The organism is Bordetella bronchialis (genome assembly GCF_001676705.1).
In the GTDB taxonomy this organism is placed as follows: Bacteria; Pseudomonadota; Gammaproteobacteria; order Burkholderiales; family Burkholderiaceae_B; genus Bordetella_C; species Bordetella_C bronchialis.
The window spans coordinates 2,127,255-2,146,230 of sequence record NZ_CP016170.1 but is presented as its reverse complement, the minus strand read 5'-3'; the positions used below and the strand labels follow the sequence as shown (position 1 = coordinate 2,146,230).

Annotated in this window: 18 protein-coding genes and 1 tRNA gene; 8 read left to right on the top strand and 11 right to left on the bottom strand. The window is 65.3% G+C overall.

All coding sequences use genetic code 11. The annotated features are described in order from the left end of the window. The 3 genes from BAU06_RS09650 to BAU06_RS09640 are packed head-to-tail and all read left to right on the top strand — an operon-like array spanning nt 1 to nt 2,865. On the top strand, nt 1-912 hold the full coding sequence (locus tag BAU06_RS09650; RefSeq protein WP_066347780.1) for an ABC transporter permease: 912 nt from the start codon (nt 1-3) through the stop codon (nt 910-912). 1 nt (nt 913) lies between these two features. After that, nucleotides 914-1,909 carry an ABC transporter ATP-binding protein gene (locus BAU06_RS09645; RefSeq protein ID WP_066347775.1) on the top strand — a complete coding sequence of 332 codons (996 nt, stop codon included), beginning with the start codon at nt 914-916 and terminating at the stop codon, nt 1,907-1,909. Further along, on the top strand, nt 1,906-2,865 hold the full coding sequence (locus BAU06_RS09640) for an ABC transporter ATP-binding protein (RefSeq protein ID WP_066347771.1): 960 nt from the start codon (nt 1,906-1,908) through the stop codon (nt 2,863-2,865). Before BAU06_RS09645 ends, BAU06_RS09640 begins: the two co-directional genes overlap by 4 nt. Nucleotides 2,866-2,964: 99 nt before the next feature. Here BAU06_RS09640 and ptsP read toward each other — a convergent pair whose 3' ends face one another. The 6 genes from ptsP to thrS all read right to left on the bottom strand — a co-directional run bounded on the left by ptsP (nt 2,965) and on the right by thrS (nt 9,077). Further along, nucleotides 2,965-4,656: a phosphoenolpyruvate--protein phosphotransferase gene (ptsP, locus tag BAU06_RS09635; protein ID WP_066358612.1), complete on the bottom strand. Its 1,692-nt coding sequence runs from the start codon at nt 4,654-4,656 to the stop codon at nt 2,965-2,967. A 121-nt stretch (nt 4,657-4,777) separates the two neighbouring features. Then, complete coding sequence (locus BAU06_RS09630) at nt 4,778-5,047, bottom strand: HPr family phosphocarrier protein (RefSeq protein ID WP_066347767.1); 270 nt, start codon at nt 5,045-5,047, stop codon at nt 4,778-4,780. A gap of 72 nt (nt 5,048-5,119) precedes the next feature. After that, complete coding sequence (locus tag BAU06_RS09625) at nt 5,120-5,518, bottom strand: PTS sugar transporter subunit IIA (protein WP_066347763.1); 399 nt, start codon at nt 5,516-5,518, stop codon at nt 5,120-5,122. Nucleotides 5,519-5,529: 11 nt separating this feature from the next. Then, nucleotides 5,530-6,489 carry a glutathione synthase gene (gene gshB / locus BAU06_RS09620; protein WP_066347759.1) on the bottom strand — a complete coding sequence of 320 codons (960 nt, stop codon included), beginning with the start codon at nt 6,487-6,489 and terminating at the stop codon, nt 5,530-5,532. Nucleotides 6,490-6,558: 69 nt separating this feature from the next. Next, on the bottom strand, nt 6,559-7,107 hold the full coding sequence (gene infC / locus BAU06_RS09615; RefSeq protein WP_066347756.1) for a translation initiation factor IF-3: 549 nt from the start codon (nt 7,105-7,107) through the stop codon (nt 6,559-6,561). 20 nt (nt 7,108-7,127) lie between these two features. After that, nucleotides 7,128-9,077 carry a threonine--tRNA ligase gene (gene thrS / locus BAU06_RS09610; protein ID WP_066347753.1) on the bottom strand — a complete coding sequence of 650 codons (1,950 nt, stop codon included), beginning with the start codon at nt 9,075-9,077 and terminating at the stop codon, nt 7,128-7,130. Between the two features lie 539 nt (nt 9,078-9,616). Here thrS and BAU06_RS09605 point away from each other — a divergent pair. From BAU06_RS09605 to BAU06_RS09595, 3 genes are read left to right on the top strand one after another with little or no spacing between them, the layout of a single operon-like run. Continuing rightward, nucleotides 9,617-10,360 (top strand): response regulator transcription factor, encoded by a 744-nt coding sequence (locus tag BAU06_RS09605; protein ID WP_231934031.1) that lies wholly within the window; start codon nt 9,617-9,619, stop codon nt 10,358-10,360. 22 nt (nt 10,361-10,382) lie between these two features. After that, nucleotides 10,383-12,191: a hybrid sensor histidine kinase/response regulator gene (locus BAU06_RS09600; protein WP_066347747.1), complete on the top strand. Its 1,809-nt coding sequence runs from the start codon at nt 10,383-10,385 to the stop codon at nt 12,189-12,191. Between the two features lie 12 nt (nt 12,192-12,203). Next, nucleotides 12,204-12,560, top strand: coding sequence for a hypothetical protein (locus tag BAU06_RS09595; RefSeq protein WP_156770200.1), 357 nt, complete (start codon nt 12,204-12,206; stop codon nt 12,558-12,560). 3 nt (nt 12,561-12,563) lie between these two features. Here BAU06_RS09595 and BAU06_RS09590 read toward each other — a convergent pair whose 3' ends face one another. Continuing rightward, a complete protein-coding gene (locus BAU06_RS09590; RefSeq protein ID WP_156770199.1) occupies nt 12,564-14,120 on the bottom strand; it encodes an EAL domain-containing protein in 1,557 nt (518 codons plus the stop codon). Between the two features lie 801 nt (nt 14,121-14,921). Between BAU06_RS09590 and BAU06_RS26060 the strand changes: the two genes are divergently transcribed. Together BAU06_RS26060 and BAU06_RS26580 are read left to right on the top strand one after the other, a co-directional pair. Further along, nucleotides 14,922-15,251, top strand: coding sequence for a hypothetical protein (locus BAU06_RS26060; RefSeq protein ID WP_082988096.1), 330 nt, complete (start codon nt 14,922-14,924; stop codon nt 15,249-15,251). Between the two features lie 79 nt (nt 15,252-15,330). Next, nucleotides 15,331-15,954 (top strand): hypothetical protein, encoded by a 624-nt coding sequence (locus BAU06_RS26580; protein WP_156770197.1) that lies wholly within the window; start codon nt 15,331-15,333, stop codon nt 15,952-15,954. A gap of 582 nt (nt 15,955-16,536) precedes the next feature. On the opposite strand, the gene BAU06_RS09585 is transcribed toward BAU06_RS26580, so the two are convergent. The 4 genes from BAU06_RS09585 to truA all read right to left on the bottom strand — a co-directional run bounded on the left by BAU06_RS09585 (nt 16,537) and on the right by truA (nt 18,973). Then, nucleotides 16,537-16,613: transfer RNA gene (locus tag BAU06_RS09585), tRNA-Val, on the bottom strand. Between the two features lie 107 nt (nt 16,614-16,720). Beyond that, complete coding sequence (locus BAU06_RS09580; protein WP_066347734.1) at nt 16,721-17,362, bottom strand: glutathione S-transferase family protein; 642 nt, start codon at nt 17,360-17,362, stop codon at nt 16,721-16,723. 26 nt (nt 17,363-17,388) lie between these two features. Then, nucleotides 17,389-18,087 (bottom strand): phosphoribosylanthranilate isomerase, encoded by a 699-nt coding sequence (locus BAU06_RS09575; RefSeq protein WP_066347728.1) that lies wholly within the window; start codon nt 18,085-18,087, stop codon nt 17,389-17,391. Between the two features lie 91 nt (nt 18,088-18,178). Continuing rightward, nucleotides 18,179-18,973 (bottom strand): tRNA pseudouridine(38-40) synthase TruA, encoded by a 795-nt coding sequence (gene truA, locus BAU06_RS09570; RefSeq protein WP_066347723.1) that lies wholly within the window; start codon nt 18,971-18,973, stop codon nt 18,179-18,181. Between the last annotated feature and the right edge of the window lie 3 nt (nt 18,974-18,976).

The window sequence follows — 18,976 nt, the reverse complement described above, 5'->3', positions numbered from 1 at the left end:
ATGGCCACGCCGACACTTCCCGTCGCGGCGCAGGTGCCGCCCCCCTTGGCCGACGCGGCCGCGGGCCTGCCCCGCTGGCGCCGCCTGCGCCGCAACACCGCCCTGCTGACCGGCGGCGGCATCCTGCTGGCAATCGTGCTGATCGCGCTACTGGCGCCCTGGCTCGCGCCGCATGATCCCTACGCGCAGAACCTGGCGGCCCGCAACATACCGCCGGTCTGGTATGCCAAGGGCTCATGGGCCCATCCCTTCGGCACCGATCCGCTGGGCCGGGACTATCTGTCGCGCCTGTTCTACGGCGCGCGCATCTCGCTGCTGATAGGCGTGTCCGTGGCCGCCATATCGGGCCTGATCGGCACCGCCATGGGCATGGCCGCCGGCTATTTCGGCGGCAAGGTCGACATGCTGGTCTCCTTCCTGGTCTCGACCCGCCTGTCCATGCCGGTCATCCTGGTGGCGCTGGCCACCGTGGCCATCCTGGGCGGATCGCTGTGGGTCGTCATCCTGGTGCTGGGCTTGCTCAAATGGGATCGCTTCGCCGTCGTCATGCGCAGCGCCACGCAGCAGGTCCGCGCGCTGGAATACGTCGCCGCGGCGCAGGCCGCCGGCGCGTCCACCTGGCGCATCGTGCGTGGAGAGGTCCTGCCCAACGTGGTGCCGCACCTGATCGTCATCGCCACGCTGGAGGCCGCCAGCGCCATCCTGCTGGAGGCGGCCCTGTCCTTCCTGGGCCTGGGCGTACAACCGCCCACGCCGTCCTGGGGGCTGATGATCGCGGAAGCCAAGGCCTATATGTTTTTCTCTTTCTGGCTGATCGCCATCCCCGGCACCGCGCTGGCCCTGCTGATCTTCGCCATCAACCTGGCGGGCGATGGACTGCACCAGCTGCTGACACCCGAGGAGAGAAACTGACATGGCGGCGCATGGCGATATCGTGCTGGACGTGCAGGGCCTGCACGTGGACATCGATACCCCGCGAGGCCCGCTGCACGCGGTGCGCGACGTATCGTTCCAGGTGGCGCGGGGCCAGACGCTATGCCTGGTCGGCGAATCCGGCTGCGGCAAATCCATGACCTCGCTGGCCATCATGGGCCTGCTGCCCGCCGCGGCGCGCGCCCGGGCGCGCCGCCTGGCCGTACAGGGTCAGGACATCGCCGCCATGCCGGCGCGTCGGCTCAACGCCTTGCGCGGCAGCAAGATGGCCATGATCTTCCAGGAGCCGATGACCGCGCTCAACCCGGCCTACACCATCGGCGACCAGTTGACCGAGCACTATATGCATCACCGCCACGCCGGCGCGGGCCAGGCCCGCGACCGGGCGGTGGAACTGCTGGAGAAGGTCGGCATCGCCGCCGCGGGCGATCGCCTGCGCCAGTATCCCCACCAGTTGTCGGGCGGATTGCGCCAGCGCGTGATGATCGCCATGGCGCTGATGTGCGGGCCGGAACTGCTGATCGCCGACGAGCCCAGCACGGCGCTGGACGTCACCATACAGGCGCAGATCCTGCGGCTGCTGGCGGACCTGCAGGCCGAACTTGGCATCGCCATGGTGCTGATCACGCATGACCTGGGCGTGGTGGCGCGCATCGCGCGCCACGTGGCCGTCATGTACGCGGGGCAGATCGTCGAGGAAGGTCCGGTGCGGGCCATCTTCGATCGTCCCGGCCATCCCTATACGCAAGGATTGCTCGCCTGTATCCCCGTGCCGGGACGCACGCCGCCCGGCGAGCCGCTGGGGACGATACCGGGCGTCGTGCCGGCCCTGACCGGCTCCTTGCACGGCTGCGCCTTCCGCGACCGCTGCCCGCACAGCCAGGCCGCATGCGCCCACCACGTGCCGGTGCGCAACGCCGGCCAGCATGCCTGGCGCTGCATCCGCCAGGCCGAAGAGGCCCTGGTATCGCCATGACGTCCATCCTGCAAGCCCAGGCGGTCACCCGCAGCTTCTCCGTGCGCGCGGGCATGTTCCAGCCCCGCCGCACCCTGCATGCCGTCAATGGCGTGGACCTGTCCGTTCCACGGGGAGGCGTGCTGGGCATCGTGGGGGAATCGGGCTGCGGCAAATCCACGCTCGCGCGCATGCTGCTGGGCCTGACCGCGCCCAACAGCGGCACGATCGCCATGGATGGCGAGGACATCGCGCGCATGCCCAGGCGCCACCTGGCACGGCGCGTCCAGCCCGTCTTCCAGGACCCCTATTCCTCCTTGAATCCGCGTCGCTCCATTGCTTCCATCGTGTCGCTGCCGCTGGAGGTGCACGGCCTGGAGAATCCCCGGCAGCGCACGGCCATCGAGATGCTGGAACGCGTGGGCCTGCCGGCCCGCCTGGCGGGGAATACGCCCGGCCAGTTGTCCGGCGGGCAGCGCCAACGCGTCGCCATCGCGCGCGCGCTGGTCATGCGGCCCGAAGTCGTCATCTGCGACGAACCGACCTCGGCGCTGGACGTATCGGTGCAGGCGCAGATCATGAACCTGCTCATGGACCTGCGCCGGGAGTTCCAGCTGACCTATGTCTTCATCAGCCATAACCTGGCCGTCGTCGAACATATCGCCACCGAGGTCGCGGTCATGTACCTGGGCAGGATCGTGGAATCCGCGCCAGCCGCCAGGATTTTCCGCCACCCGCGCCACCCGTATACGCAAGCGCTGCTGGCCTCGGTCCTGACCCCGGAGCCGGGCCTGGGCATCCCGGACACAGGCCTGGGCCTGTCGTTTCCCGATCCGGTCCATCCGCCATCCGGCTGCGCCTTTCATCCACGCTGCAGCCACGCCATGCCGCGCTGCGCGCAGCAGCGGCCGCCGCTGCGGCAAGACGGCGATGCGCGCATCGCCTGCCATCTGTACGCGGACGGCGGGCAGGCCTAGGGGCGGCCCGGGGTCCCGGGACGCCGTTTGTTGCCAGGTCGATTGGGTCTACACGGAAAAAACCGGGGCATCGCCGCGCGACAGCCCGGCATGATGCGCTCAGGCTTGGTTGAGGGTCGCCAGGTCGACCGGCAGCGCGCGGTTCAGCACCGCGGCCAGCTTCACGCGCAGGGCATTCGAGTGCGCCCGGCGCACTTCGCGCTTGACGTCCAGCAATTGCTGGGACTGCATGGAAAATTCCGTCAGGCCCAGGCCCAGCAACAGCCGCGTCAGGTTGGCATCGCCGGCCATTTCCCCGCATACCGCCACCGGCTTGCCGGCCCGTTCGCCGGCATTGATGGTGTGCGCGACCAGGCGCAGCACGGCCGGGTGCAGGGAGTCGTACAGCGGCGCGACTTGTCCGTCGCCGCGGTCGATGGCCAGGGTGTACTGGATCAGGTCGTTGGTGCCGATGGACAGGAAATCCAGCGCCTGGGCGAAGGGCTCGATGGCGATGGCGATGGCCGGCACTTCCACCATTGCGCCCAGTTCGATATGGGCGGCATAGGGCTGGCCGCGTGCATCGAGCTCGCGCCGCGCGGCGTCCAGCGCCAGGCGGGTGGCCTCGACCTCGTGCATGTGGGCGATCATGGGGATGAGCAGGCGCACCGGCCCGTGGGCCGATGCACGCAGGATGGCGCGCAACTGTGTCCCGAACATCTCGGGATGGGCCAGGCAATAGCGGATCGCGCGCAGCCCCAGCGCCGGATTGGTCGCGACCGTGGCTTCGTCGTCCAGGGTCTTGTCGGCACCGATATCCAGGGTGCGTATGGTCACCGGCCTGCCGGCCATGACGCGGACGACCGACGTATAGGCCTGGTACTGCTCTTCCTCGCCCGGCAGGTCGGCGCGCCCCATGAACAGGAATTCGCTACGGAACAGGCCGATACCTTCGGCGCCGGCGGCCAGGGCGGCCTCCGCTTCGTCCGGGAGCTCGATGTTGGCGTGCAGGGTGATGCCGATGCCGTCCAGCGTGATGGCCGGCTCGTCGCGCAGCAGCGCCAGCTCGGCCCGCTCGCTGGCATAAACGCGCTGGCGCTCGCGGTATTCGTCCAGGATGGCGGGCGATGGGTTGACGATGACGGCGCCGGTCGCGCCGTCCACCACCAGCATGTCGCCGTCGCGCACGAGCTCGCGCACATTGCCCAGCGCGACCACCGCCGGCACGCCCATGCTGCGCGCCACGATGGCGGTATGGGAGGTCGCCCCGCCCAGGTCGGTCACGAAGGCCAGGAAACGGCCGCCGCGCAGGCGCAGCATGTCGGCGGGCGAGATGTCGTGGGCGACGACGACCAGCGGATCGTCGCCGTCCAGGTCTTCCGGATCGCGGATGCCGGACGTACCGGCCAGCACATGCAGAACGCGCTCGATGACCTGGCGGACGTCGGCCCCGCGTTCGCGCAGGTACTCGTCGTCCATGGCGTCGAATTGCTCGCCCAGCAACTGCCCCTGCGTGGTCAATGCCCACTCGGCGTTGTAATGGCGTTCCTTGATCAACAGCAGGGCCTGCTCGGCCAGCAGAGGGTCGGCCAGCAGCAGGCGGTGCACGTTCAACATGGCGCCCAGTTCACGCGGCGCATCGTCGGGCAGCGTGTCCGCCATCTGCAGCAGGTCGTCCTGGGCCGCCTGCAAGGCAGCGGTCAGGCGTTCGCACTCGGCGTCGACCTGCTCCGGCGCGATGCGGTAGTGGGCGACTTCCAGCGCGGCGGCCCCCATGACGACCGCCCGGCCGATCGCGTAGCCGCGGGCCACGCCCTGCCCGTACAGGCAGATGACGGCGTTGGGACCGCTGGTCTGCGCGCGAAGTATCCTGGCAGCGGCGCCCCGAACCCGCGCACGCGCGGGCTCCGGCAAGGCCTGGACGAGGAGCGATTTATTCGAGCTCACCGAACTTGTTGTCGAACAGGGATTCGATTTCCTTCAGCGCGTGTTCCGCATCCGGTCCCGATGCATCCAGCTTCACGGTCACGCCCAGCCCCGCGGCCAGCATCATGACGCCCATGATGCTTTTGGCATTCACGCGCTGCGCGCCGCGCGAGATATAGATATCGCTGTTGAACTTGCTGGCCAGCTGTGTAAGCTTCGCCGCCGCGCGCGCGTGCAGGCCAAGTTTATTGCTGATCGTTATTTCGGATATAGGCATAAGGGGATCTGGCGCGGAACCGCTGGCGTAAGGGCTGAAGATACCAGGTGACATGATAGGACAAAATCCCCATCAGTCTACACGCAGGACCCCTTGTACTCCGCCGGCAAGCGCCTTTTCCCGGGTTTCGGCCAGGGGCAGGCCGCGATAGGTCAGCGCCCTTAGCAGCATGGGCGTATTCAGGCCGGCCAGCACCGCGCACTGCACCCCTTGCGCCTGCGCTTCGATGACGGCCTGCTTGGCGATGTTCGCCGGCGTGGCGCCCACCAGGTCGGTCAGCACCAGCACGCCGTCGCCGTCCTGGCCCAAGCGCAGGATGTCGGCGACCACGCCGGGGATTTTGGTCTCCGGCATGTCGTCGGCCTGGATATCGTGCACGGCGACTTCCTTGATCTTGCCCATCACGTGACCGGCACAATCCATCATCGCCGAGCCCAGCGGCGTATGCACGACGATAACGATGCCGGTCATGGGGATCCCGCTTACGCGGCAACGGCGCGCTCGAGCGCCTGTACGAACATGCCGGGCACATCGAAGCCCGTCTGCTCGGTGATCTCCACGAAGCAGGTCGGGCTGGTCACGTTGACCTCGGTGACGTAGTCGCCGATGACATCCAGTCCCACCAGCAGCAGGCCTCGCGCGGCCAGGCGGGGCCCCACCGCCGCCGCCAGTTGGCGGTCGCGGTCCGATAGCGGTTGCGCCACGCCGCGGCCGCCGGCGGCCAGGTTGCCGCGCGTTTCCCCGGCCAGCGGGATGCGCGCCAATGCATAGGGCACCGGCTCGCCGCCTATCAGCAGCACGCGCTTGTCGCCCTTGACGATGTCCGGGATATACCGCTGCGCCATGATGGTCCGCGTGCCGTCGTGCGTCAGCGTTTCCAGGATGGCGTTGAGATTCGGTTCTTCCTGGCGCAGGCGGAATATGCCCGTTCCGCCCATGCCATCCAGCGGCTTGACGATGACGTCGCCATGCCGCGCATGAAAGGCCTTGATGCGGGCCATGTCCCGCGTCACCAGCGTCGGCGCGGTGAACTCGGAGAACTCGGTGATGGCCAGTTTTTCCGGGTGATTGCGAATGGCGGCGCCATGGTTGTAGACCTTGGCCCCTTGCGCCTGCGCGTACTCCAGCAGGTGGGTGGCGTAGACGTATTCCATATCGAAGGGCGGGTCCTTGCGCATCAGGACCGCGCCAAAGGCGGAAAGCGGCGCTTCGTTGGCCGGGCCGCTGTCGCGCCACCAGTCATGCTGGTGCAGGTCCGCGTCGGGCACCAGGGAAATCGGCGTCGATTTCACCAGCACCTTGCCTTCGTCTATGTACAGGTCGCCTTGCAGGGCCACACTGAGCGTATGCCCCCGGGCCACCAGGCTCCGCATCATGGCGACGGAACTATCCTTGTACGCCTTCAGCAGCGGCAAGGGATCGATAATGAAAAGGACATGCATCGCGACACCCGGAATGTGCACCGCCCTCCGTCAGGAGGGCGGCGGATTGGACGGCGGACTGGCTGGCCCTCAGGCGCCTGCCGCTTCCTTGCCTTGCGTCGCTTTCTTGCGCGGCGCCAACACCATGATCATCTGGCGACCTTCCAGCTTGGGCATGGATTCCACCATGGCCAATTCAGTCAGGTCGTCGCGCACCCGCTCAAGCACCCGCATCCCGAGTTCCTGGTGTGCCATTTCGCGTCCACGGAAACGCAGCGTCACTTTGGCCTTGTCGCCCTCTTCCAGGAAACGTCGAAGATTGCGCAGCTTGACCTGGTAATCGCCTTCGTCGGTCGCCGGCCGGAACTTGACTTCCTTGACCTGGATGACCTTCTGCTTGGCTCGCGCTTCCGCCTGGCGCTTCTGTTCCTGGTACTTGAACTTGCCGTAATCCATCAGGCGGCAGACCGGCGGCTCGGCATTGGGCGCGATTTCCACCAGATCGACGTCGGCTTGCTCGGCCAGACGGAAGGCTTCGGCGATTTTGACGATACCGAGCTGCTCTCCGTCCAGACCTATCAGACGCACCTCGGGGACACGAATTTCACCGTTGATGCGGTTGGCTTTTTCAGTGGCGATGTTGACGACTCCTAAAACGTTTACGAGACCTGCTCGGGGCGGCCGATATCGCGCCGTTGCGTGACTTCGTCCGTCAGACGGGCGACGAAGTCGTCCAATCCGAGTGTTCCCAGGTCCAGGCCCCCGCGCGCGCGGACGGCCACCGACCCGGCATCCCGTTCCTTTTCACCCACGACGAGGATGTACGGGACCTTTTGCAGGCTGTGCTCTCTAATTTTATAAGTGATTTTTTCCCCACGCAAATCCGACTCCACCCTAAAGCCTTGTTTTTTCAGGGTTTGCGTGATTTGCGCCGCATAATCGGCGGAAGGCTCGGAAATACAGCACACCACGGCCTGGACCGGGGCCAGCCACGCCGGCATGGCGCCCGCATGGTTTTCGATCAGCATGCCGATAAAGCGCTCCAGCGAGCCCAGGATGGCCCGGTGCAGCATGACCGGCGGCCGCCGCTGGTCGTCCGCATCCACGTATTCCGCGCCCAGGCGCACCGGCATGGAGAAATCCACCTGGATGGTGCCGCACTGCCAATGGCGGCCGATGGCGTCCTTCAGCGTGTACTCGATTTTAGGGCCATAGAAGGCGCCCTCGCCCGGCGAGATCTCGAATTCGCATCCCGTGCGCTTGAGGCTGTCCATGAGCGCCTGCTCTGCCGCATCCCAGGTGGCATCGTCGCCGATGCGCTTTTCCGGACGCGTCGCCACCTTGTAGAGCACTTCATCGAACCCGAAGTCGCGGTAGACCTTCTGCAGCAGCGCGGTGAAATCGGCGCATTCGTCCTGCAACTGGTCCACCGTGCAGAAAATGTGGCCGTCATCCTGCACGAACCCGCGCACGCGCATCATGCCGTGCAGCGAGCCGGAGGGCTCGTTGCGATGGCACTGGCCGAATTCGCCATAGCGCAGGGGCAGATCGCGGTAGGAGCGCAAGCCGGCGTTGAAGATCTGCACGTGCCCGGGACAATTCATCGGCTTCAGGCCGTAGACCCGGTTTTCGGACTCCGTGGTGAACATGTTTTCACGGTAGTTGTCCCAGTGCCCGGTTTTCTTCCACAGGGACAGGTCCAGGATCTGCGGCCCGCGGACTTCCTGGTAGCCGTTGTCGCGGTAGACCGCGCGCATGTATTGCTCTACCTGCTGCCACAGCTGCCAGCCCTTCGGATGCCAGAAGATCAGGCCCGGCGCCTCGTCCTGGAAATGGAACAGGTCCAGCTCGCGGCCCAGCTTGCGATGGTCGCGTTTCTCGGCCTCTGCCAGCATATGCAGATAGGCGTCCTGCTCTTCCTTGGTGGCCCAGGCCGTGCCGTAGATACGCTGCAGCATCTCGTTCTTGCTGTCGCCGCGCCAGTACGCGCCGGCCACCTTCATCAGCTTGAACACCTTCAGCTTGCCGGTGGAAGGCACGTGCGGACCGCGGCACAGGTCGATGAAATCGCCCTCCCGATACAGGGAGATCGTTTCATTGGACGGGATAGAGGCGATGATCTCGGCCTTGTATTTCTCGCCGATGCCGTTGAAGAAAGCCACGGCGTCGTCGCGCTTCCATTCTTCGCGCGTGACGACCTCGTCCTTTTTGGCCAATTCCGCCATTTTCTTTTCAATGGCTTCCAGGTCTTCCGGCGTAAAGGGGCGCTTGTAGGAGAAGTCGTAATAGAAGCCGTTGTCGATCACCGGGCCTATCGTCACCTGCGCATCGGGGAACAGGGTCTTCACGGCATACGCCAGCAGGTGCGCCGTGGAATGGCGGATCAGGTCCAGGCCTTCCGGATCCTTGGCCGTGACAATGCCCACCCGGGCATCGCGCTCGATACGGAAACTCGTGTCGACCAGCCGAGCGGGCTCGCCGTCGACGGCCACCTTCCCGCCCAGGGCGGCACGCGCCAGGCCGGTCCCTATGGACTGGGCGACTTCAGCCACCGTCACAGGGCCCGGAAATTCGCGGCGGGATCCGTCGGGCAAGGTGATTTGTACCATCTGAGTTTTCCTGAGTAACAAGTAAAAAAACGCGGCTCTAGGCCGCGTTTTCTGTGATTTTGCTCGGTGTTGCGATCCCGCTCCAGGGGCGAGACACGAAACGGCGTTCAACGCGGCAGCAGGCGAAGACTCCAGGTCTTGGTTCGCGTCGGCGTTCGTGCGGCCGGTACGGGGTGCTGGGCGTGCATGGCGATACGGTTCTGGACGTAGGGCAAGAAAACCACCATGGCGCATGGGAATGTCGTGAAGGCGGCGCCAGCGAGGCCCGCCCCGGCAAACGCACCATGGAATTTTCCGATTGTATCACCCTTTGGGATCAAAACCCCGACACGGGTTACGGAGAGCGCACCTGAATCGGCCATGAAAGCGACTGTTTCCGCAATCCTCGGGCCGGTCCTATTTTGATCCAAGGAATGGCTGATATGGGAATGCCCTCCATAAACTGCGTAACGACCCGCCGCCAGTGTCCCGCTTTTATCCACTGGCAAGCCGCGCTGCCGCGCCCGCGGCCCATCCGCGCCCCGCTAGCAAGGAAATGCATGCCCCTCGCGACCAGCCTTCCCTCTCCGCCTCCCGCCGCCTCGCAAATGCTCATCTCGGGTGAACCTTCCGTCCGGCGATACCTCCTGACATCGCGCCCCCGCCACCGCATCCGCGTCTCGGTGCTGTACGACCATCCCGTCATCGCCCTGGGCATGGCGTCCTTCCTCCAGCACCAGGCCGACTTCGAAGTCGTGCATACCGAAACCTCCGCCGTGCGCTTCCTGGACAGCCTCAAGAAGGTCCCCTGCGACGTCGTCATCGTGGATTTCTATCTTCCCCGCCAACCCTGGGAAGGCATCCATTTCATCAAGCGCATACGCCGCCTGCACCCGGAGCTGATCATCATCACGTTCTCGGCGGGCAAGATCATGGACACGGAGTATGCGGCGTTCAAGGCCGGCGCCAACGGCTACGTGCCCAAGGGAGAACGCCTGCCTTTCCTGGCCGACATGATCCGCCTGGCCGTGAACGCGCCGCGCGCCTTCTACTCGTGCAGCGACGGCCATGTCCGCGACTGCCGTCCCAAGCGGCCCGAGGAACGCCTGACCAATGCCGAGCTCGAGATCCTGCGCAACATCGCGCTGGGATTGTCGGTCACGCAGATCGCCGCCAAACTGCTGCGCAGCAAGAAGACCATCAGCACGCATAAACGGCGAGCGATGAAAAAGCTGGAGCTGGCCGACGACCTTGCCCTCGCGCTGTACTTGAAAGAGAAATTCGAACAGTCGATCGGCGACTGAACCCCATGATGGATTCCCGCCAGTGATACCGGATAGAAGCATCCCGATACTCCTGGCCGCGCTCGGCGTCGTGCTGACGCTGACCGCAATAGGTGTTTTGCTGTGGACCCAGCGCCGCATGCGCATCGTGCGGCATACCGCTGAAAAAGCCCGTGCCGAAGCCATACTCGCCAGGGAACGCGCCGAAGCGGCGGATTCCGCCAAATCGGCCTTTCTCGCAACGGTCAGCCATGAGATCCGTACGCCAATGAACGGTGTCATCGGCGTGCTGGACATCCTTCAGGATACGCCGCTGGGCGCCGAGCAGAAGCGCTACCTGGGCACTGCCATGCAGTCCGCGCGCCTGCTCCTGCGTGTCATCAACGACATCCTGGACTACGCCAAGATAGAGTCCGGCGCGCTGCCGCTGTGCAACGCCCCCTACGACTTCTACCGCGCCATGGAAAACATGGCGGAGCTCTATCTGCCGCTGGCGCGCCGCAAGGGGCTGACGCTTACCGTGGCCATCATGCCGCACTTCGACAAGCGGCTGGTCGGCGACGAGATCCGCGTCAGCCAGGTCGTCGCCAACCTGTTGAGCAATGCCATCGCGTTCACGGACCGCGGCGCGGTCACGCTTTCGGCGCGGCGCCGGCTGGGCCGCGACGGCGACGAGATAGAAATCACGGTGCGCGACACGGGCGCCGGCATGTCGGAAGAATATCAACGCCGGCTGTTCGCCCCCTTCCACCAGGAAGATACCTCCACGACCCGACGGCACGGCGGTACCGGCCTGGGCCTGTCCATCGTGAAGCACCTGGTTGAACGCATGGGCGGCCTGATCGCCATCCAAAGCCGGCGCGGTGTGGGCACCTCGGCCTGCGTGCGCATCCCCGCCCGCTGGAACACGCAAGCCTTCACCTGGCCCTGCTATCCCGGACACACGGCCACGCTGCATGTCGCCAACACCACGATGATCCCCATGCTGCGGGCCTGGTGCCGCAAGGCGTCCATCCGCATCGTGCCGCCCGACCTTCCCGCCGACATACGCATCCTGACTGACGGCGGCGACGGCTTCTGGGTCGCCACCGCCACGAAGCGCTCGGGCCCCATGCATTCCGTCTATCTTTTCCTGCGAACGCTGGAAACGCTGTGGACGCCCATCCAGGACATGGCGCCGGCAGGCGGGGCCACCTCCGTCGGCGGGCAGGATCAAGCGCATATTGCGCCACCGCGTTCTGCCGGCGCCTCGGCGTCGGCGGCCCTCCCTGCTGCCGCGCCTTGCCCGACCGATACGGCACCGTCCGCCCTGGACGCGGGCATCGCAAGACACCCCGGTCCCGGGCTGGACCGCACGGCGCCGTGCGGCGCACCGGACCCGGCAACGGCCATGGGGGCCGCCGAAGTCCGTCCGCCTTGCAGCGAAACTCCGGCGCCCCAGGTCCACACCGATGTGCTGCTGGTCGAGGACAACGAAATCAACCGCGACATCACGCTCCGGCAACTGGCCTTGCTCGGTATCCACGCGGATGCGGCCGACGACGGCGAGGCCGGCCATGCCGCCTGGCTGGAAAAGCGCCCACGCATCATGCTGGTGGACTGCCACATGCCCAGGCTGGACGGCTATGAATTGGCAAGACGCATACGCACCCACGAGATGATCAATGGCTGGCCGCGGACCACGCTGATCGGCTTCAGTGCCAACGCCACCCAATCGGACGCCCGGGCCTGCCTGGCCGCCGGCATGGACGACTACGTACCCAAACCCACTACCCGCGCGAAACTGCGGGAAGCCCTGCAACGCACGGGCTACCTGCCGCCGGACACTACGCCCGACACGACGGATTCGTGATTCCCGATGCCCATGCCGCTAGACCTCGATACGCTGACCGATCTCTATCCCGATCCCGAAGGACGCCGGCAATTTCTACAGCGGGCACTCGACATCCTGCGCGAAGACCGGCAGGCGCTGCAGGACGCGCTAGGCCGCCATGCGTACGGTCAGGCCGCGGAGCTCGCCCATCGCCTGCAGGGCTCGGTGGCATTCCTGACCGGCGAGCCCGAGCATTGCGCCAGGATACTGCTCCCTTTGCAGCACGCGTCCCGAAGAGGCCAGAGCGCCGAATGCCAGCAAGCGCGGACGGCAGCGATGGAGCTGTTGGTGGCCTTGGAAAGCGCGATGGAGCAATCGCTAAGCCCCGACCCGACGCGGCTCGGGTAAACCTTATAGGCCCGCCAGCAGCGAAATGGCCGGAACCGGCGGCGAAAAAAGCCCGCCTTGCGCCAGCGTGACGCCTTTCGCGCGCAGATAAGCGGCCTGGGTTTCGGTTTCTATCCCTTCGCCGATCAGGGCCACGCCCAAGCGTCCGCCCAGCGAGATGATCAATTCCAGCACGGGCGCATTGACGGCATCCGTATCGATGACGGAAACAAAGCCCTTGGCGATCTTCAGATAGTCGACCGTGATCTTTTCCAGACAGGCCAGCGAGCTGTGTCCGGTACCGAAATCATCGATGGCGAAGGCCACGCCGATGGCGCGCAAGGCGCGCATATTGCTCAATACGGCTGCCGTATCCGGAAAGCCCTTGCGCTCCGTCAGTTCGAAGATCAGCCGCGGGCTCACACCCTTGAAGCCATGCAGGAAACGCTCGACATCGCCCACGAGCTCGCGCCGGCACAGGTGTTCCGCATTCAGGTTGATGTTCAGGTGGAAGCCCGGCGGCAACGCCGCCGCCCCCAGGTCGCGCTGTATCAGGCAAAGCAGGTGACGGGTCAGGCGCATGGCCAGTGCGCTCTCGCCGACCAGGGGATAGAAGAGTTCGGGCTGCACGATGCCGTAGACGGGATGGCGCCATCGCAGCAGGGCCTCGGCGCCCACGCAGGCGCCCGTGGCCAGGTCCACGATGGGCTGGTACAGCACACAGAACTCGCGGCGACGCATGCCGCGGCGGATCTCCGTCGCCATGGCGATGCGGCGCGTGTTGACGCGATGGACCAGGTAGGCCAGTAGCGCGGACGCGATGGCAACGAAAGGGATGTACTGCAGCCACAGCGCCCGATGATAGGCGGCCAGCCGTCCGGCGCTGAGCGTGGCGCGCACTTCGATGGGGTAAAGCGCCGATTGGCGGGTGACCGTGATCCCGCCATTGTCCGCGGGCGCGGAAGACTCCCAATCGTGGATGCCGGTGGCATTCAGGGCGTGGCCGCTGCCGATGCGCATCTGCGCCGCGTAGTTGCCGCCCTGGTCGACCGCGGCGATGATGTCATGCAGGTATTGGCCATCCACGCTGGCCAGCACGCCGCGCCCGTCGGCAATGCCCAGGAACACGAATAAGGCGGCGCGATTGGGCACCAGGGGCGTGCCCGGGACGGTGGATAGCGTCACGCCGGGCGGCAGCCGGGTCATGCCGGGCACGATCTGCGCCAGAGGCCGATCCAGCGGGCCGCTGACCGAAGAGCAATACATGACGTTGCGGTCGATCACGGCCAGGGTGCGGAAGTACGGCCTGAGCGAGCCGGCTTCCCGCAGGGCTCGGGCGATGTTCTTGCACGACTGCCCCGCCAGGGGATCGATCTCCGACGCCACCTGGATGGCATGCGCCACGATGTTCTCGGACTGCGAGATGATCAGGTTTTCGACGATGCGCAGCTGGTCCTGGGCACGACGTTCGGCCTGGTGAAGAACAATGGGTATCGCCAGCAGGAACGGCAGCGCGACAGCCAGGAGCAGGTACACCATGTGCCATAAAGAAAAGCGCGCGCGCTGCGCCAGACGATGCACGGATAAGCCTCTCACTTCCGGACAGTGAAAACGCCCGCGTCGCTGGCCGAAGCGGCCAACCGCGGGACGTAGACCTGGAATTCTGAATAGACCCGCGCGCGTACCCTGGGGTAGGCCAGGAAAAAGCAGACCTATTCACTGCATCGGGTCCGGAAGCGATTCATTCAGAGGGCGGGCGACCGTCAAGGAGGGTGGCACACGGCCCCAACACCCGCTATCGCGCGGCGACCGTGCGCACGCGTATGTCTCGACGGGGAAGCACCGTGCCCCTACGGTGTCGCACCTCTCCCTATCTGCATCGGTATCGTCGCGAGACTGACAGGTCAGCAGTTGCCCTTCTTCGCCTGTCCCGGCGGGCAGAACCCTCCTCCGCCACCACCGCCGTGCGGATCGACGACAACCGCACCGCTTGGGGTATAGACGGCACAGGAACTAAGTAGGCTCGCGGCGAGCAGCAAACCGATAAACAGCCTCATGTGATCCTCGGTATGGATTGGGGGACGCTGAGTGTAAGAAAGAGAGTACTCACCTGCTGTTTTGCTTCGTAACGAAATCTCCGCGTTCTTTTGCAGCCCGATACGAAGCATCCTTGGGGCGGAGCTGTCATGGGATCGTCGATGTTCACAACAATAAGGCTCATCCCCCTGCGTCCTGCGCCGCCTGTCGCAACACGGGGCTGTGGAGAAACGCAGCACTTCTTCCGGGAAGCGAGGTAGACTATGTGACAAGAAACGTCTAACGTTTCTCATTGTATCTACGCAAAGACAAAGGTCACGCAAGGCAGACCATAAGGAGCGCGAGATGAAAGTTCTGGCATTTGGGGCGGCACTATCGCTTTCGCTGGCCACGCAGCTGGCGCATGCGGCAGGCGGATACGGGTCCTTCGGCGGGCAGACGTACCGTCCTCCTGTTTATTCGGCGCCCCGACCGGCCATGCCCAGCTACGGTAGCGGGCCGAATCCGTACTCGACCGGCGTCCAGGGATACAGCCGCAGCAATGGAACGTACGTTGCGCCGCATCAGCGTTCCATGCCAGACAACTCGTTGAACAACAACTGGTCCACCAAGGGCAATACCAACCCCTACACGGGAACCCCGGGCGCGAAGCGCGGAAGCCCGTTTGGTTGGTAATCAAAGGGTAAGCTTTATGCACTGCCCACGGATATTCTGCGCTCTGAGCCTGGCCGCAGCGCTGATTGCGGTTCCCTGCATGGCACAAGTGACACGGGGCAAAACCACGGATAAGGTGCAATACGGCGACTGGGAAGCCTTTGGCTTGGCAAACAAGACTGAAGCGCGAATCCGGATGGACGCTCCAAGCCGCACCGGTGACAGCCTTCTAATCATCGACGCATACGTGCCGCGGTGCCAGCTGGATCTGCTGGTCGGCTTTCCACATAGCTCGCCGCAGGAAAAGGACGTCGGACCGCTACGGATTCCGCTAGTCATTCGCGTCGACGATGGAGACCCTTACTACCTCGAAGGTGTTTACTCCGCCACGATGGGCGACACAGCCGGATTTCTATTGCTGGCAGCCACGCCAAGCTTTCGCCAGCTGTTGGGGGACCTTGGCAAAGGACGGTTCGTGCGGCTCAAGCTCGAACCTTCCGAAGGCGGCAACAAACGCGCCGTCACGGAGACGTATTCCCTGAGAGGCTTTGCCGAAAGCCTGCTGTGGACACGCGCTACGTGTGATGCAGTCGTCAACGCTCAGCGGTCCGGGCAAAACTCCCGGTCACCAGGCGGCGGTGCTGAATCGAAGCCGCCAAAGCCCGCGCCCCCTGCGCCAAAACAGGCGCCGCAACCACGGCCGCCCGGAACGCAGTTTCTGTAGCAGCCACTTGCAGCGCCTGGCCATACTGTCGCCCCCCAAAAAGGGAAGCTGCTCTTGGCCCTCGCTCTTCAGGGAAATAGATATCGCACTGTTTATCTGAACATAAGCGCAGCCTGACGCTGATCGACTGGCCAAGGGGCCGGTGGACAGACTTTTCCACGATGTGGCTGGCGCGCGCGGCGCTCGGCGCAGCACCGGATGGCTCCCCCATCCCAAATTTTTTTAGGCCACGACGATTCACAGTGACTTTCCGCATGGGTCGACCGGGCGGAATCCTGTTGCCGCAGGCGTTAGCCTAGCTCGTCCTTGTAATGGCGTCCCTGCCCGGTACTCGCTGATTGCGAACCTACGATGTTTCACATGCGGATGTACCGAAGGTCCTCGGGTCGCGCGGCTAAGCGCCCATATCGCAGATCACCCATCCCTACACGGAATAAAGGCGTCCGGCGGCGCTTGCGTGCGCTGGACAACTACCGTTGCTTGCGCTGGACAAGACGGATGATTCAGACGAAAAAAAACCCGCGAGCTCGATATAGCTTACGCGGGTTCTGCACAGCGCTTGGCGCTGCTTTGTGTATTCGGTGGTAGGCGGTATTGGAATCGAACCAACGACCTCTACGATGTCAACGTAGCGCTCTAACCAGCTGAGCTAACCGCCTGCAAAGAAGAAAAATTATATAGGGCCATTCGGGCGCCGTCAAATCACGCTGCACCGCTAGACAACCATGACGGCTACGTGGGGCACGGCCTGCACCGAGAAGGCATCCTAGGCGACGCGGAGTTCGTCGTAGGAGACCATCACGTGCTCGCGGAAGGCAGGACGGTCGGCCAGCATCTCGTAGTAGCGGCGCAGTGCCGGCCGGTCCGCGCGCGGGATGTCGATATCGAAATAGCGATAGAGCACATGCCCGAGCTGGATGTCCGCCAGGGTGAACCGATCGCCCGCCAGGAAGGCGTGGGACGTCAATCGCGCTTCGGCGATATCCAGCTTCTTTCCCAGGACGTCCAGCGCCTGGGCCAGCGCCGCCGGATTTTTGTCCCGACTAGCGGTGCGGACGACGTGCCAGAACACCGGCACGGTGAAATTCATGGCGACGTTCAGCTTTGCCCACTCGGCCCATTTATCGACGTGGGTGCGTGCGCGCAGGTCCAGGGGCCAGAAGGCGGCCTCGGCGTACCGGGTGGCCAGATAGCGCAGGATGGCGCCGGTCTCCCACAAGGGCTCGTCGTCGCCGTCCCTCAGCACGGGCACGGTACCGTTGGGATTCATGGCCAGGAAGGCCGGAGTATCGTTGCCGCCGTGGCGATGGCCGATGTCGTGGCGCCGATAGGGTAGCCCGAGCTCGCCCACGCACCACATCAGCGCCTGGACATTGGACGACGTACGGCGGCCCCAGATCGTCAGCATGCCGGGCGCACTCCCCTGCGAAACGCCTACCCCAGCTGGGCCGCCACACCGGCCAGGTCAGGGGCATCCCGGGCGGCGTCCTGGTCCGCGCGGCGGACGGCCTGCAGGAATGAACGGATGCGCGCGGCGGACTTGATCCCGGGGCAGTCTTCCACGCCGCTGCTGACATCCACGGCATAGGGCCGCAGGGCGGCAACGGCCGCCTGGACGTTGTCCGGCGACAGGCCACCCGACAGGATGATGGGTGCGCCCTGCCTGTCCGCGCGCACGTCCTGCAGCAACGCGTGCTCAAAGGCCAGCCCGCTGCCGCCGTATCCCGCGGAATAACTGTCGAACAACCAGCCGGCCGCGCCACGGTAGCCCGCGCAGGTTTGCGCCAGCTGCGCCGCGGTCTCGGCGCCCGGGCCGCCCACGCGGAAGGCCTTCATGTAGCGGCGGCCGTGCCGTTCGCAGGCGGCCGGTGTCTCGTCGCCATGGAACTGCAGCAAATCGGGGCCCACGGTGTCCAGGACCTGTTTGACCGTCTCGTCTTCGGCATTGACGAACAGCGCGACGACGTCGACGAAAGCCGGCACCGCGCGGCGCAGGCGAGCCGCCTGCTCCAGCGTGACGTAGCGCTTGCTCTTGGGATAGAAGATCAAGCCGACCGCATCGGCGCCCGCCTCGACGGCGGCGGCGATATCTTCGGGGCGGGTCATGCCGCAGATTTTGACGCGCGTGCGCATGGGGATGAGGAACGTGGCGCGATCTCGCGCGCGGAGAAAACCGATAGTTTAACGCCAGCATCCTGGCCAAGCCGTTCGCCCGACGGCCGTTTCAGTGGAAAGGCGCCAGCAGATGCTCGCGTCCGTCCAGGTCATCCAGGCCGAATGCCGGCGCGTACTCGATCGCGGACAGGTACAGCCCATCCGGCATGAAGGTGGGCGCGCCCTGGGTGCGATCGCGTGCCGCGAGCAAGTCGCTCATCCAGGACGACGCTTGCCTGCCCTGCCCGACTTGCAGCAGCGCACCCAGGATGTTGCGCACCATGTGGTGCAGGAAGGCGTTGGCCTGCAAGGTAAAAACCAGGAAGCGGCCTTGCGCCGCGATTTCCAGCCGATGCAAGGTGCGCACCGGATGGCGCGCCTGGCACTGGGATGACCGGAAGCTGCTGAAATCATGTTCGCCGAGCAGTGCCGCGGCGGCCGCCCGCATGGCGTCGACATCCAGGGGCTGGAAGCACCAGCCGGCCCGCCCTGCCCATAGCGCCGGACGTACGCGGTCGTTCCACAACAGGTAGGTATAAGTCCGCGACAGGGCGGAGAACCGTGCATGGAAGGTGTCCGGCACCGCGCGCGCCCAGCGCACGGCGATACTGGGCGGCAACAAGGCGTTCAGGCCGCGCACCCAGGATTCCGGACGGCGATGGACCTCGGTGTCCAGATGCACGACCTGCATGGCGGCATGCACGCCCGCATCGGTACGGCCCGCGCATACCGTGCCCGCCGGCACCGCCAGGAACTGCTGCAAGGCGGACTCCAGCGTGTCCTGCACGGTCCGCCGGTGCGGCTGCGTCTGCCAACCCTGCCAGGCCGAGCCGTCGTACGCCAGGCCCAGGGCCAGACGCGGCATCGC